Source organism: Tardiphaga sp. (assembly GCF_028290785.1).
Lineage (GTDB): Bacteria > Pseudomonadota > Alphaproteobacteria > Rhizobiales > Xanthobacteraceae > Tardiphaga.
This window is the reverse complement of the sequence record NZ_JAQGJD010000082.1, coordinates 1-13,842: the sequence shown is the minus strand read 5'-3', so window position 1 is coordinate 13,842 and position 13,842 is coordinate 1. Positions and strand designations below refer to the sequence as shown.

13 protein-coding genes are annotated in these 13,842 nt (G+C 65.3%); 7 read left to right on the top strand and 6 right to left on the bottom strand.

Features of this window, described 5'->3' with window-relative positions:
* On the bottom strand, nucleotides 1-950 hold a 950-nt coding region (locus JWR89_RS04710), incomplete at its 3' end, for a D-glycerate dehydrogenase (RefSeq protein ID WP_299712348.1).
* Nucleotides 951-1,177: 227 nt separating this feature from the next.
* On the opposite strand from JWR89_RS04710, the gene JWR89_RS04705 reads away from it, so the two are divergent.
* Nucleotides 1,178-1,717, top strand: a complete 540-nt coding sequence (locus JWR89_RS04705) for an SH3 domain-containing protein (RefSeq protein WP_299712345.1) — start codon at nucleotides 1,178-1,180, stop codon at nucleotides 1,715-1,717.
* Between the two features lie 170 nt (nucleotides 1,718-1,887).
* Here JWR89_RS04705 and irrA read toward each other — a convergent pair whose 3' ends face one another.
* Nucleotides 1,888-2,379: an iron response transcriptional regulator IrrA gene (irrA, locus tag JWR89_RS04700; protein WP_299712342.1), complete on the bottom strand. Its 492-nt coding sequence runs from the start codon at nucleotides 2,377-2,379 to the stop codon at nucleotides 1,888-1,890.
* Nucleotides 2,380-2,712: 333 nt separating this feature from the next.
* On the opposite strand from irrA, the gene fabA reads away from it, so the two are divergent.
* The 3 genes from fabA (at nucleotide 2,713) to fabI (ending at nucleotide 5,503) form a co-directional block, all read left to right on the top strand.
* Nucleotides 2,713-3,249 carry a bifunctional 3-hydroxydecanoyl-ACP dehydratase/trans-2-decenoyl-ACP isomerase gene (gene fabA, locus JWR89_RS04695; RefSeq protein ID WP_299712351.1) on the top strand — a complete coding sequence of 179 codons (537 nt, stop codon included), beginning with the start codon at nucleotides 2,713-2,715 and terminating at the stop codon, nucleotides 3,247-3,249.
* An 80-nt stretch (nucleotides 3,250-3,329) separates the two neighbouring features.
* Nucleotides 3,330-4,556, top strand: a complete 1,227-nt coding sequence (gene fabB / locus JWR89_RS04690) for a beta-ketoacyl-ACP synthase I (protein WP_299712340.1) — start codon at nucleotides 3,330-3,332, stop codon at nucleotides 4,554-4,556.
* A 140-nt stretch (nucleotides 4,557-4,696) separates the two neighbouring features.
* Nucleotides 4,697-5,503 (top strand): enoyl-ACP reductase FabI, encoded by an 807-nt coding sequence (gene fabI / locus JWR89_RS04685; RefSeq protein ID WP_299712337.1) that lies wholly within the window; start codon nucleotides 4,697-4,699, stop codon nucleotides 5,501-5,503.
* A gap of 123 nt (nucleotides 5,504-5,626) precedes the next feature.
* On the opposite strand, the gene JWR89_RS04680 is transcribed toward fabI, so the two are convergent.
* Together JWR89_RS04680 and katG are read right to left on the bottom strand one after the other, a co-directional pair.
* A complete protein-coding gene (locus tag JWR89_RS04680) occupies nucleotides 5,627-6,232 on the bottom strand; it encodes a glutathione S-transferase family protein (protein ID WP_299712334.1) in 606 nt (201 codons plus the stop codon).
* 223 nt (nucleotides 6,233-6,455) lie between these two features.
* Nucleotides 6,456-8,675 carry a catalase/peroxidase HPI gene (gene katG / locus JWR89_RS04675; protein ID WP_299712331.1) on the bottom strand — a complete coding sequence of 740 codons (2,220 nt, stop codon included), beginning with the start codon at nucleotides 8,673-8,675 and terminating at the stop codon, nucleotides 6,456-6,458.
* Nucleotides 8,676-8,909: 234 nt separating this feature from the next.
* Here katG and JWR89_RS04670 point away from each other — a divergent pair, with 234 nt between their 5' ends.
* Entirely contained in the window at nucleotides 8,910-9,803 is an 894-nt protein-coding gene (locus JWR89_RS04670; protein WP_299712329.1) for a LysR substrate-binding domain-containing protein, read from the top strand.
* A gap of 7 nt (nucleotides 9,804-9,810) precedes the next feature.
* Here JWR89_RS04670 and JWR89_RS04665 read toward each other — a convergent pair whose 3' ends face one another.
* A complete protein-coding gene (locus JWR89_RS04665; protein ID WP_299712327.1) occupies nucleotides 9,811-10,719 on the bottom strand; it encodes a LysR family transcriptional regulator in 909 nt (302 codons plus the stop codon).
* Nucleotides 10,720-10,836: 117 nt separating this feature from the next.
* Here JWR89_RS04665 and JWR89_RS04660 point away from each other — a divergent pair, with 117 nt between their 5' ends.
* A complete protein-coding gene (locus JWR89_RS04660) occupies nucleotides 10,837-11,838 on the top strand; it encodes an aldo/keto reductase (RefSeq protein WP_299712325.1) in 1,002 nt (333 codons plus the stop codon).
* A 265-nt stretch (nucleotides 11,839-12,103) separates the two neighbouring features.
* Here JWR89_RS04660 and moeB read toward each other — a convergent pair whose 3' ends face one another.
* Complete coding sequence (gene moeB, locus JWR89_RS04655) at nucleotides 12,104-12,904, bottom strand: molybdopterin-synthase adenylyltransferase MoeB (protein ID WP_299712322.1); 801 nt, start codon at nucleotides 12,902-12,904, stop codon at nucleotides 12,104-12,106.
* A 237-nt stretch (nucleotides 12,905-13,141) separates the two neighbouring features.
* On the opposite strand from moeB, the gene JWR89_RS04650 reads away from it, so the two are divergent.
* Nucleotides 13,142-13,842 (top strand): peptidoglycan-binding domain-containing protein (locus tag JWR89_RS04650; RefSeq protein ID WP_299712319.1); only part of this gene is annotated, 701 nt, incomplete at its 3' end.

Sequence of the window (13,842 nt, the reverse complement as noted above, 5' to 3'; positions counted from 1 at the left end):
GCGCGGATGTTGATGATGACCTTCTCGCCCATCTCGACGCGGCCCTCGACGGTGGCCGAGCCCATATGCGGCAGCAGCACCACCTTGCCGGCTTTCGCCAGCCGCACCAGCTTCGGGTTCACCGCGGGCTCGTGCTCGAACACGTCGAGGCCGGCGCCGGCGATGTCGCCCGATTCGATCAGCTTGGTCAGCGTCTCCTCGTCGATCACCTCGCCGCGCGCGGTGTTGACGATATAGGCGTCCTTGCGAATCAGCTTCAGCCGCCGCGCCGACAGCAGGTGGAAGGTCGCCGGCGTGTGCGGGCAGTTCACCGAGATGATGTCCATCCGCGCCAGCATCTGGTCGAGCGAATCCCAGTAGGTCGCGCCGAGTTCTTCGGCGATCCGCGGCGCCACCGGCTTGCGGTTGTGATAGTGGATCTGCAGCCCGAAGGCGCGGGCGCGGCGCGCCACCGCCTGGCCGATGCGGCCCATGCCGATGATCCCGAGCCGCTTGCCGCCGAGCCGCTTGCCTAGCATCCAGGTCGGCGACCAGCCCGGCCAGTCCTTGCCCTCGGTGAGGATCGAGGCGCCCTCGATCAACCGCCGCGGCACCGCGAGAATCAGGCCCATGGTCATGTCGGCGGTGTCTTCGGTCAGCACCTTCGGCGTGTTGGTGACGATGATGCCGCGGGCATGCGCGGCGACCACGTCGATATTGTCGACTCCGTTGCCGAAATTGGCGATCAGCTTGAGCTTGAGGTCGGGCTGGTCGAGCAGTTCCTTAGTGATCTCGTCGGTGACGGTGGGCACCAGCACGTCGGCGGTGCGCACGGCTTCGGCGAGCTGCTCCGGCGACAGCGGCGCGTCGTCGAGATTGATGCGGGCATCGAACAGCTCGCGCATCCGGGTCTCGATGGAGTCCGGCAGCTTGCGGGTGACGACCACCAGGGGCTTTTTCTTGACCGACATATGCTGCTCACCCGCGCTTTGGCTAACCCGTTCAGTCCGCATTAACCCGGTTGAATGAAACTGCCGCGATCGCGCGATTCCACCGTTTCCTCGGGTTCCCCGGCGTCTTTTTTGACACCGTGAGCTTCGGTCCTCTCTAGCAGAAGGCCAAGCCAAAACAAGAACCCAGGGCAAATCGGCGGCGCGCGTGCGATGCGGCGGCGACGGAATCGGTTGGGGTTGAGTGGATGACGTTCAGGCGTGGGGTGAGTGCGGCATTGTTCGCAAGTGCGATGCTGGCGGCGTCGGTGAATTCGGGCTTTGCCGCCCGGGACACGTCGAAGGACACCCAGGTCGGCGCCAGCGGCCTGCCGGTGCCGCGTTACGTCAGCCTGAAGTCGGACCACGTCAACGTGCGTGCCGGCCCCACCAAGGACAACGACGTCGCCTGGGTCTACACGAAATCAGGCCTGCCGGTGGAGATCACCGCGGAATACGAGAACTGGCGCCGGGTGCGCGATTCCGAAGGCGCCGAAGGCTGGGTCTACCACTCGCTGTTGTCCGGCCGCCGCACCGCGGTGGTGACCATGAAGAGCAAGGACGATCTGGCCCCGATCTATGACAGCGCCGACGCCAAGAGCGCGGTCGCGGCGAGATTGCAGGCCGGCGTGGTGGCGCAGGTCAAGCGCTGCAAGGACGGCTGGTGCCGCGTGCTCGGCAACGGCTTCGACGGCTGGATCGAGCAGCAGCGCCTGTGGGGCGTGTATGCCGATGAGAAGGTGGATTGAGGGATTTACGCAGGCCTCTCGGCCTGTCATCCCGGCCAAGTGAGCGAAGCGAACGCTGAGCCGGGATCCATACGCCGTGCAGACGCGTTTGAACTCTGCGGCTGACGCTTCCTCGAATCACAAATGCCGGTGTCTATGGGTCCCGGCGTTCGCCGGGACGACAACGAGGCTCAGCGCTTCTTGCGCAGGCGGACGACCATGTCGATGCGGCTGATTTCGTAGCCGTCGGGGACGTCGGGCATCTTCTGCAGCACCATGTGCGGATCCGGAATGTCCACGAGCTCGTGGTTGTTCTCGAGATAGTAATGGTGGTGCGCGGTGACGTTGGTATCGAAGTAGGTCTTGGTGCCGTCGACGCTGACTTGGCGGAGCAGGCCGGAGTCGGTGAGCTGGTTGAGCGTGTTGTAGACGGTGGCCAGCGAGACCGGCACCTTGGCCAGGGTCGCTTCCTCGTAGAGCATTTCCGCGGTCAGATGGCGGGCGCCCTTGCCGAATAGCAGCCAGCCCAGCGCCATGCGCTGGCGGGTCGGACGCAGGCCCACCGACTGCAGCATCTCGTTGACGTCATGCCACGGGCAACCGGTCAGCGCCGGCTGGCGGCCATGATTGATCTCCGCCACGGCGGCGGCGTCATCATGCATCGGCGAAACGCTGTCGGTCATATCCACGTCAGATACCCTGCCGTTCTTACTCAAAAAAACACTGAACCAAACCCAACTATAGGAAGTTACGCCTTTAGATGCAAGGTTTTCGCAACTGGGAGCCATGCGTGCAGCGGCGGGCTGGTCGAGGGCCGACAGCCGGCCGCATCGGGTCAATATGCCGCCAAATCCCTGTAATGCACCGCTTTGCCGCCTCACAGGCCTGTGATAGAGAGCCCGCATTGGGGCACGGTTCCTGCCCGATTTGAAACGATTCTAAGTGCACCGCACCCTCCGTGCGGGCCGCACGAAGCCCTCAACGAACTCGACGACCGATGTGGAAAGCCAGGCATGATTCAGGACAAGCGCAGCAGCTACGAATATGAGGACCTGCTGGCGTGCGGTCGCGGCGAACTGTTCGGTCCCGGCAACGCGCAGCTGCCGCTGCCCCCGATGCTGATGTTCGACCGTATTGCCGAAATCTCCGAGACCGGCGGCGAATACGGCAAGGGCATCGTCCGCGCCGAACTCGACGTCAATCCGGAGCTGTGGTTCTTCGGCTGCCACTTCAAGGGCGATCCGGTGATGCCGGGCTGCCTCGGCCTCGACGCCATGTGGCAGATGGTCGGGTTCTTTCTCGGCTGGTCCGGCGGTATCGGCCCCGGGCGCGCGCTCGGCCTCGGCGAATTGAAGTTTTCTGGCCAGGTGCTGCCGAACATCAAGAAGGTCGTGTACACGATCGACGTCAAACGCGTGATGCGTTCAAAATTGTGGCTCGGCATCGCCGACGGCTCGCTTTCCGCCGATGGCGAGGTTATCTATCGCGCCAAGGACCTGAAGGTCGGCCTGTTCAAGCAGGATGTCACCGCCGCATTGCAGCCGGGAACGTAGTCTACCCGGGGCCAGTCAAACGGCGGCTCGTCAGCGACGGCCGTCAGTCATAACAACTTAATTCAGAGGGCGAGGCGATCATGAGGCGGGTTGTCGTCACGGGGATGGGCATTGTCTCATCTATCGGAAACAACACTCAGGAAGTGCTTGCGAGCCTCCATGAGGCGAAGTCGGGCATCACGCGCGCCGACAAATATGCGGAGCTCGGCTTCCGCTCGCAGGTGCAGGGCGCGCCGACGCTCGATCCCTCCGGCGTGGTCGATCGCCGCGCCATGCGCTTTCTCGGCGAGGGCGCGGCATGGAATCACGTCGCCATGGAACAGGCGCTGCTGGATTCCGGGCTCGAGCAGTCCGACATTTCCAACGAGCGCACCGGCATCATCATGGGCTCCGGTGGTCCTTCGGCGCGCACCATCGTGGAAGCCGCCGATACCACCCGCACCAAGGGCCCGAAGCGCGTCGGCCCGTTTGCGGTGCCGAAGGCGATGTCATCGACGGCGTCTGCAACACTCGCCACCTGGTTCAAGATCAAGGGCGTCAACTACTCGATCTCCTCGGCCTGCGCGACCTCCAACCATTGCATCGGCAACGGCTACGAGATGATCCAGTGGGGCAAGCAGGACATCGTGTTCGCCGGCGGCTGCGAAGAACTCGACTGGTCGCTGTCGGTGCTGTTCGACGCCATGGGCGCGATGTCGTCGAAGTACAACGACACCCCATCGACGGCGTCGCGGCCGTACGACGTCAGCCGCGACGGCTTTGTCATCGCCGGCGGCGCAGGTGTGGTGGTTCTCGAAGAGTACGAACACGCCAAGGCGCGCGGCGCGAAAATCTACGGCGAGATCATCGGCTACGGCGCGACCTCGGACGGTTACGACATGGTGGCTCCCTCTGGCGAAGGTGCGGAGCGCTGCATGAAGATGGCGCTGGCCACCACCGGCGGCATCAAGGTCGACTACATCAACCCGCACGCGACTTCCACGCCGGCCGGCGATCCGCCGGAAATGCAGGCGATCCGCGCGGTGTTCGGCACCGGCGACAAGTGCCCGCCGATCTCGGCGACCAAGGCGCTGACTGGCCATTCGCTGGGCGCCACAGGCGTGCAGGAAGCGATCTATTCGCTGCTGATGATGCAGAACGGCTTCATCTGCGAGAGCGGCAACATCACCGAACTCGATCCGGTGTTCGCCGACATGCCGATCGTACGCAAGCGCATCGACAATGTGAAGGTCGGCACCGTGCTGTCGAACTCGTTCGGCTTCGGCGGGACGAATGCGACTTTGGTGTTCAAGCGCCTGGATGCGTGAGTTTTCGTCGCGCCTTGCGAAGATCGTAATTTAAACACCGTCATGGCCGGCGAATGCCGGCCATCCACGTCTTGAAGCTCGATGACGAACACCGTGGATACCCGGCATTCGCCGGGCATGACGAACGAGAGAGTAGCGATATGCAGGGACTGATGCACGGCAAGCGCGGGCTGATCATGGGCGTCGCCAATGATCACTCCATCGCGTGGGGCATTGCCAAGACGCTGCACGCGCATGGCGCCAAGCTGGCCTTTACCTATCAGGGCGACGCGCTCGGCAAGCGTGTCAAGCCGCTGGCGGAATCGCTCGATGCCGACATGGTCCTGCCGTGCGACGTCGAGGATATCGACAGCGTCGATGCCACCTTCGCGGCGATCAAGGAGAAGTGGGGCGGGCTGGATTTCGTGGTCCACGCCATCGGCTTCTCCGACAAGAACGAACTCAAGGGCCGCTATGCCGACACCACGCGCGCCAACTTCTCGCGCACCATGGTGATCTCGTGCTTCTCGTTCACCGAGGTGGCCAAGCGCGCCGCAGAGATGATGGCGCCGGGCGGCGCGATGATCACGCTGACCTTTGGTGGCTCAACGCGCGTGATGCCGAACTACAATGTGATGGGCGTGGCGAAGGCCGCGCTGGAAGCCTCGACGCGCTACCTCGCCGCCGACTTCGGCCGCCAGGGCATCCGCGTCAACGCGATTTCGGCAGGTCCCGTGCGCACGCTGGCGGGCTCGGGCATCGGCGATTCCCGCGCGATGTTCGCGTTCCAGCAGAAACACTCGCCGCTCGGCCGCGGCGTGACGCTCGACGAACTCGGCGGCACCGCACTGTATCTGCTGTCGGAACTGTCCGGCGGCGTCACCGGCGAAATCCATTACGTGGACTCCGGCTACAACATCATCTCGATGCCGCATCCCGATGCGCTGAAGGCGGATGCGGGGGAGTAGTTCAGGCCGTTCCACGTCATTGCGAGGAGCCCTTGCGACGAAGCAATCCAGTTCTTTCGGCGCTTGCCGCCTTCTGGATTGCCGCGTCGCTTCGCTCCTCGCAATGACGGCTGAGAGTCCGAGTTACACTTTCTCCCCCGCCGCCATTTCGGCCGCGCGTTGAAACGCCGGTCGCGCGCTGCAGCGGTCGAGGTAGCGGTCGAACGACGGCCGCGGCTGGATCATCTTGAACTGCCGCACCGCGAAATTCAGGCTGGCGCCGATCGCGATGTCGGCGGCGGAAAAACTCTCGCCGAGAATCCACGGGCCGTCTTCAAGTGCTGCTTCGAGCACGTCGAACACCCGCTTGGCATCGCCCCAGCCGGCGGCCACCGAATTCATCTCGAACTTGGCGGCGAGCTGCGTGATCGCCGGCTCGATGCAGCTCGGCGCGAAGAACAGCCAGTACAGATATTTCGCGCGATGCACGTCGCCAAGATCGGGGGCGAGCTTCGCTTCCGGATAGCGCTCCGCCACATAGGCGCAGATCGCCGCCGCCTCGGCCATGGTGGCGTCGCCGTCGGCCAGCGCCGGCACCTTGCCCATCGGATTGACGGTGAGGAATTCCAGCGAGCGCTGCGCGCCGGTGCTGATGTCGGTGAGCACGCGCTGATACGGCACGCCGGTCTCTTCCATCAGCCACAGCGCGGTAAACGAGCGCGAGCGCGGCGACCAGTAGAGCTTCATCATGGCGTTTCTCCGGGGGCAGTACTCATTGGGCGCAATTGTGCGGAGATTCGGGGAGGGTGCAAGGGTGCGTTCCCCGGATGCAATGCAGCGACCGCTTTCTTCCCTCTCCCCCGCGCGAAGCGAAGCTTCGCGCGGGGGAGAAGGAAGAAAGAAGTGGAAAGAAAAAAGCCCCCGCGATTTCTCGCGGGGGCTTCGTCACTTCAGTCACTCAAACCGCGAAAAACTACTCCGCGGCCTGCAGCATCGGCTCTGCCTTGATCTCGTAGCGATCGGCGTTCATCACCTTGGTCCACGCCTTGACGAAGTCCCGGACGAACTTCGGCCCGGCATCGCGGGTGCCATAGACTTCCGCCAGCGCGCGGAGCTGCGAGTGCGCGCCGAAGATCAGATCGACGGCCGTCGCGGTCCACTTCACCGCGTCGGTCTTGCGGTCGCGCCCTTCATAGACGCCGTCCTGGCCGCTGACCGGCGCCCACTTGGTGTCGATGTCGAGCAGGTTGGTGAAGAAGTCGTTGCTCAGCACGCCCGGCTTCGCCGTGAACACGCCGTGCTTGGCATCCGCGGCATTGGCGCCGAGCACGCGCAGGCCGCCGATCAGCACCGTCAGCTCCGGCGCGGTCAGCTTCAGCAGCTGGGCGCGGTCCACCATGGCCTCTTCGGGCTTCATGAACTGTTGCTTGCTGCTGTGGATGTAGTTGCGGAACGCGTCGGCGCGCGGTTCGAGCGGCGCGAACGATGCCGCGTCGGTCTGCTCCGGCGTCGCATCCGTGCGGCCCGGCGTGAACGGCACGGTCACGGTCTGGCCGGCATCCTTCACCGCCTTCTCGATCGCGGCGGAGCCGCCGAGCACGATCAGGTCGGCGAGCGACACCTTCTTGCCGAACGCCTTCTGGATCGCTTCGAGCTTGCCCAGCACGGTTGCGAGCTGCGCGGGCTGGTTGACCTCCCAGTCCTTCTGCGGAGCCAGGCGAATGCGCGCGCCATTGGCGCCGCCGCGCTTGTCGGAGCCACGGAACGTCGAGGCCGAGGCCCAGGCGGTCGAGACCAGCTGCGACACAGTGAGGCCGGAGCCGAGGATCTTCGCCTTGAGATCCGCGATATCCGCATCGTTGATCAGCGGATGATCGACGGCGGGAACCGGGTCCTGCCAGATCAGCGTTTCCTTCGGCACCAGCGGGCCGAGATAGCGCACCACCGGGCCCATGTCGCGATGGGTCAGCTTGAACCAGGCGCGGGCGAAGGCGTCGGCGAACTGGTCGGGGTTCTCGTAGAAGCGGCGCGAGATTTTTTCGTAGATCGGATCGACCTTCAGCGCGAGATCCGAGGTCAGCATGGTCGGCAGATGCTTCTTCGACGGGTCGAAGGCATCCGGGATATCCGCCACCGCATTCTTCGCCACCCACTGCTGCGCGCCGCCGGGGCTCTTGGTCAGCTCGTAGTCGTACTTGAACAGGTTGTCGAAGAAGTGGTTGCTCCACTTTGTCGGGGTCTGCGTCCAGGTCACTTCCAGGCCGCTGCCGATCGCGTCCGCACCGACGCCGGTGCCATGCCTGCTCTTCCAGCCGAGGCCCTGGTCCTCGAGGGCGCCGGCTTCCGGATCGACGCCAACAAACGACGGATCGCCGGCGCCGTGGGTCTTGCCAAACGTGTGGCCGCCGGCGACCAGCGCCACGGTCTCCTCGTCGTTCATCGCCATGCGGAAGAACGTCTCGCGGATATCCTTGGCAGATCCCAGCGGATCCGAATTGCCGTTCGGGCCTTCCGGATTGACGTAGATCAGGCCCATCTGCACGGCGCCGAGCGGCTCGGCGAGCTGGCGTTCGCCGCTATAGCGCTCGTCGCCCAGCCACGAACCTTCGGGGCCCCAATACAGCTCCTCCGGCTCCCAGGTGTCGGCACGGCCGCCGGCGAAGCCGAAGGTCTTGAAGCCCATCGATTCCAGCGCGACGTTGCCGCTGAGCACGAACAGATCGGCCCAGGACAGCTTGTTGCCGTACTTCTGCTTGATCGGCCACAGCAGGCGGCGTCCCTTGTCGAGGTTGACGTTGTCCGGCCACGAATTCAGCGGCGCGAAGCGCTGCTGGCCGCCGCCGGCGCCGCCACGGCCATCGGTGGTGCGATAGGTGCCGGCGCTATGCCAGGCGAGGCGAATGAACAGACCGCCGTAATGGCCGAAATCCGCCGGCCACCAGTCCTGCGAGTCGGTCATCAGGGCATGCAGGTCCTTGATGACAGCATCGAGGTCGAGGGTCTTGAATTCCTCGGCATAGTTAAAGGCGCCACCCATCGGGTCGGCCGACGGATGAATCGCGTGCAGCACGCCGATATCGAGTTGTTCCGGCCACCAGTCCTTGTTGCCATGGCGCTTGCTCTTCGGACCCTTGCCCTGCGCGCCGTGCGGTACCGGGCACTTGCCGGCGCTGTCGTCTGTGGTCTGGCTCATGGTTCTCTCCTTCGGGCGGTTGGAAGCGGCATTGTCAGGCGACGTCGGCAAGCCGCATCGCCACGAAGACAACGGTCTTATTTCCAAAAGCTTTGTATTTTCAATTGTCTGACGAATTCGCGGGGCAACCCGGACGGTCACCCTAGACGGAGTTCGTGACAGTAGCTTGGAAGAATTCTTAGATCAGGTCCAGTCGATTTGTCTTCGGCTTCCGATCAGTTTATCTGATCGATCATGATCACGCTCCGACAGCTTCGTTATCTGGCGGCCCTCGCCAAGCACGGCCATTTCGGCCGCGCCGCGGAGGCCTGCGCCGTCACCCAGCCGGCACTGTCGATGCAGATCAGGGATCTCGAGCGCACGCTGGGGGTCAAGGTGGTGGAGCGCCGGCCCGGCGACGTCATGCTCACCGATGTCGGCCGCGAGGTGGCGCGGCGGGGCGAGGACGTGCTGGCGGCGTCGCGCGACCTGGTGGATTTTGCGCGGCACCGCGGCGGGCTGTTGACCGGTCGGCTGACGCTGGGGGTGATCCCGTCGCTGGCGCCGTATCTGCTGCCGCGGATCCTGCCGGTGCTGCAGAAGCAGTTTCCGGAACTGCGGCTGGAATTGCGGGAAACCCAGACGAAGCAACTGGTCGATGACATCAAGAGCGGCGCGCTGGATGCGGCAATGCTGGCGCTACCACTCGGCGAGCCGGAGATCGAAACGCTAAAACTGTTCGACGATTTGTTCCTGCTGGCGGTGCCGGCGGATGATCCGCGGCCGGTGGCGACGCGCATCAAGGCGGGCGATATCGACCAGAGCCGGCTGATCCTGCTGGAAGACGGCCACTGCCTGCGCGACCAGGCGCTGGCGTTCTGCGCCACCGCGGCGCGCGGCAACGGCGCCGGCGGCATGGCGTTCGCGGCCTCCAGCCTGTCCACGGTGATGCAGATGGTCGCCAGCGGCTACGGCGTCACGCTGATCCCGCAGATCGCCGCCGACGTCGAGCAGCGCGACGAGCGCGTGAAGTTCCTGCGGATGGAGAACCCGCAGCCAGGCCGCAGCATCGGCCTGGTGTTCCGCAAGACCTCGCCGAGGAAGGCCGACTTTGCGGCGCTGGGGGATGTCGTGAAGGAATGTGTGTGAGAGGCTGCTACCTCCCCCGCCGCCCCTTGCGCCACGCCGCCACAAATCCGACGAACGCCGCCAGCGCCGGGGGCGGCTGCCTTCGGCTGGGGTAATACAGAAACGGCCCCGGAAACGGCGCCAGCCAGTCCTCGAGCACGCTGACCAGCCGGCCCGCCGCGATGTCGTCCCGGACGTAGCCCTCGAAGGTCGCGAAGAAGCCGAGACCATCCTGCGCCGCCCGGATGCCGAGCTGCGAAGGGCCGGCCACCAGCCGCGCCTTCGGCGACACCATCACCACCCGGCCGTCCTTCTCAAACTCCCAGTCCGGCATCGCCCCCGACTCGAAGCGCGTGCGAATGCAGCAATGCTGCAGCAAATCCTGCGGGACGGCGGGGCTTCCATGCTGCGCAACATATTGCGGCGCAGCAACGAGCGCGAACCGCTCCTGCGGTCCCAGCGAGACCGCGACCATGTCCTGGTCCAGATGCTCGCCGTAACGGGCACCGGCGTCAAAACCGCCCGAAACGATGTCAATGAACGACGTTTCGGCGATTATTTCCAGTTCGACCTCCGGATATTGCGCAGCAAATGGCGTGACCATCGGCGCCAGAACCAAGTCCACCACCGGCGCCGGCGCGTTGATCCTGAGCCGGCCGGACGGCGAACCGGCCATGCTGCGCACTTGCTGCAACGCAGCATCGACGTCGCTGATGGCCGGGCCGACCCGCGCCAGCAGCAATTCCCCGGCCTCGGTGAGCGCCACGCTGCGCGTTGTGCGATGCAGCAACCGGACCCCGAGCCGAGCCTCCATGTCGCGCAGCCGCTGGCTCAGGCTGGACACCGAGACACGCAGCTCGATGGCGGCCCGGCGGAAATTCCGGGTCCGGGCCACCGCCACGAAGGCAGACATGTCGCGCAGGTCGAGCTCGCTCATTGTTCGCCAATGTGAACAAGGCTTTCAGCATTGTCCAGCTTATCGCAGCAATGGAAGGCGCGCATATCGGGTCTATCGACGGCGGGACTAGCCCTGCCGCCTACCCCGGAGAACACCATGGACACCACCAAGCTCGGCCGAACCGGCCCCGTCGTCTCCGCCCTCGGCCTTGGCTGCATGGGCATGTCGGACTTCTATGGCACTTCCGACCGCGACGAGAGCATTGCCACCCTGCATGCCGCGCTCGATGCCGGCATCACCCTGCTGGATACCGGCGACTTCTACGGCATGGGCCACAACGAGTTGCTGATCCACGAGGCCCTGAAGGGCCGTAACCATGACCATGTGCTGACCTCGGTGAAATTCGGTGCGCTGCGCGACTCCGTCGGCGGCTTCAACGGCATCGACAACCGCCCGGCGGCGATCAAGAACTTTCTGGCGTATTCGCTGGTCCGGCTCGGCGTCGAGGCGATCGACATCTACCGCCCGGCGCGGCTCGACCCCGACGTGCCGATCGAGGACACCATCGGCGCGCTGAGCGACCTGGTGAAGGCCGGCTATATCAAGCACATCGGCCTGTCCGAAGTCGGCGCCGAGACCATCCGCCGGGCGCACAAGGTGCATCCGATCGTCGACCTGCAGATCGAATATTCGCTGATTTCGCGCGGCATCGAAGACGACATCCTGCCGGCCTGCCGCGAACTCGGCATCGGCATCACCGCCTACGGCGTGCTGTCGCGCGGCCTGATCAGCGGCCACTGGCAGAAGGGCCCGGCGACCGCGCGGGACTTTCGCGTCATGAGCCCGCGCTTCCAGGACGGCAACATCGACGCCAACCTGGCGCTGGTGGAAAAACTCCGCGGCATCGCTGGCGAGATCGGCGCCTCCGTGGCGCAGGTGGCGATCGCTTGGGTCGCCGCCCAGGGTGCCGACATCGTGCCGCTGGTCGGCGCCCGCCGCCGCGACCGTCTCACCGAGGCGCTCGGCGCGCTCGAGGTGAAGCTGACGCCAGCGCATCTGGCCGCACTGGAAGCAGCCATCCCTGCTGATGCTGCGGCCGGCGGGCGCTATCCGGAAGCGATGCTGGCGCATATGGACAGCGAGAAGCGGAGCGCGTGAGGGGGGCCGAAGTCGGAGTTGGAACGCGGTGCCCATGGCCTCCCTCCCCCCGGGCGAAGCGAAGCTTCGCTAGGTGGGGAGGGTCGGCCGAACGGACGACGATGCGATAGCATCGTCGGGAGTGGAGGCCGGGATGGGGGTGCCGCGGGCGACGGAGCTTATGGCGCCCCCCACCCGACCGGCCTTCGGCCGGCCACCCTCCCCACCCCGCGAAGCTTCGCTTCGCGCGGGGGAGGGAAAAAACGGCGCCTTCGCTATTTCCGGATCACTTATATCCACTCAAATCCACGATGGTCGGAGCATCGCCGTTCAGCGGATTGGCCGGATCGCGCCCGTACCGCAGCGTCTCGAAGCGCATGGCGCGGGCGTCGATCATCAGCAGCCGCCCGACCAGGCCCTCGCCGAAGCCGACAATCTCGCGGATCGCCTCCAGCGCCATCATCGAGCCCAGTACGCCGGCCAACGCGCCCATCACGCCGGCCTCCTGGCAGCTCGGCACCGTGCCGGGGGGCGGCGCATCGGGGAACAGGCAGCGATAGGTCGGGTTCAGCACGCCGCTCGCATTTTTCTCGTGCGGCCGCAGCGTGGTGAGCGAGCCGTCGAAGGTGCCGAGCGCGGCGGAGATCAGCGGCTTGCCGGCGAGATAGCAGGCATCCGACACCAGATAGCGCGTCGCAAAATTGTCGGAGCCGTCGAGCACGAGATCGTAGGCCGACAGCAATTCCATCGCATTGGCCGCATCCAGCCGCACGCCATGGCCGACGAATTTCACATGCGGATTGAGCGCGTGAATCTTATCGGCCGCGCTATCGACCTTTCGCGCGCCGATATCCGGCGTGGCGTGGATGACCTGGCGCTGCAGGTTCGACAGCGAGACAATGTCGTCATCGACCACGCCGAGCGTGCCGACGCCGGCCGCCGCGAGATACATCAGCACCGGCGCGCCAAGCCCGCCGGCGCCGATCACCAGCACCTTGGCCGATTGCAGCGCCGCCTGGCCCTGGCCGCCGATCTCGCGCAGCACGATATGGCGGGCGTAGCGTTCGAGTTCGTCGGCGGTCAGCATGATGTTGCATTTTCTTTCATCGATCGCTCCCACTCCGTCCCCGTCATGGTGAGGAGCGCGCCTCGGGCGCGCGTCTCGAACCATGCGGAGCCCCACCCCGTCGTCCTTCGAGACGCCGCGCAAGCGCGGCGCCTCAGGATGACGGCTGCACTGTTGCTCTTGAACCCACACCCCGCTGTCACCGACCCAGCAGATGTGCTTCATTTGGCGCACGTCAATCGCTACCCGGGACATGTCATGAGATCGTGGCTTACGGCAACATGGATGATCGCGGCGGCCACCGCCGCGCAGGCGCAGACGACAACGCCGCCCGTGGTGCCCGGCGTCAAGCCGAAGCCGGTCGCCACCGTGCCGATCCGCCCGGCGCTGCAGAGCCCCGCCGACACCGTGACCGCGATGGCCCAGGCTGAGCGGCTGGCGATCCAGTCGGATCTCGCCTGGGCCGGCGAATATAACGGCGCCATCAATGGCGAAGTCTCCGAGCGCATGGTCGCCGCCATCAAGACGTTCCAGAAATACAACGGCGCCAAGCAGACCGGCGTGCTCAACCCGCAGGAGCGCGAGCTGTTGCGGGCGGCCGCGAGGAAGCTGCAGGACAATGTCGGCTGGAAGGTCGTCACCGACATGGTGACCGGCGCCCGGCTCGGCATCCCCACCAAACTGGTGCCGCAGCAGGCCTCCGACGCCAGCGGCAGCAAATGGAGTTCCTCCACCGGCACCATCCAGGTCCAGCTTGCACGCCGCAAGGAGGCCGCGCCGTCGACGGCGAAGCTCGCCGAACTGGAGAAGAAGGAACCGGCCGGCCGCCGCATCGACTACAGCGTGGTGAAGCCGGACTTCTTCGTGCTGTCGGGCATGCAGGGGCTGAAGAAATTCTACGTCCGCGGCAGCTTTCGCGACAGCGAGGTGCGCATCCTCACCATCCTCTACGACCAGGC

What these genes read in the sequence shown, in the direction of transcription:
- JWR89_RS04705 (WP_299712345.1), top strand. Translation starts at nt 1,178, where the DNA reads ATGACGTTCAGGCGTGGGGTGAGTGCGGCATTGTTCGCAAGTGCGATG.
- irrA (WP_299712342.1), bottom strand. Translation starts at nt 2,379, where the DNA reads ATGACCGACAGCGTTTCGCCGATGCATGATGACGCCGCCGCCGTGGCG.
- fabB (WP_299712340.1), top strand. Translation starts at nt 3,330, where the DNA reads ATGAGGCGGGTTGTCGTCACGGGGATGGGCATTGTCTCATCTATCGGA.
- fabI (WP_299712337.1), top strand. Translation starts at nt 4,697, where the DNA reads ATGCAGGGACTGATGCACGGCAAGCGCGGGCTGATCATGGGCGTCGCC.
- JWR89_RS04680 (WP_299712334.1), bottom strand. Translation starts at nt 6,232, where the DNA reads ATGATGAAGCTCTACTGGTCGCCGCGCTCGCGCTCGTTTACCGCGCTG.
- katG (WP_299712331.1), bottom strand. Translation starts at nt 8,675, where the DNA reads ATGAGCCAGACCACAGACGACAGCGCCGGCAAGTGCCCGGTACCGCAC.
- JWR89_RS04670 (WP_299712329.1), top strand. Translation starts at nt 8,910, where the DNA reads ATGATCACGCTCCGACAGCTTCGTTATCTGGCGGCCCTCGCCAAGCAC.
- JWR89_RS04665 (WP_299712327.1), bottom strand. Translation starts at nt 10,719, where the DNA reads ATGAGCGAGCTCGACCTGCGCGACATGTCTGCCTTCGTGGCGGTGGCC.
- JWR89_RS04660 (WP_299712325.1), top strand. Translation starts at nt 10,837, where the DNA reads ATGGACACCACCAAGCTCGGCCGAACCGGCCCCGTCGTCTCCGCCCTC.
- moeB (WP_299712322.1), bottom strand. Translation starts at nt 12,904, where the DNA reads ATGCTGACCGCCGACGAACTCGAACGCTACGCCCGCCATATCGTGCTG.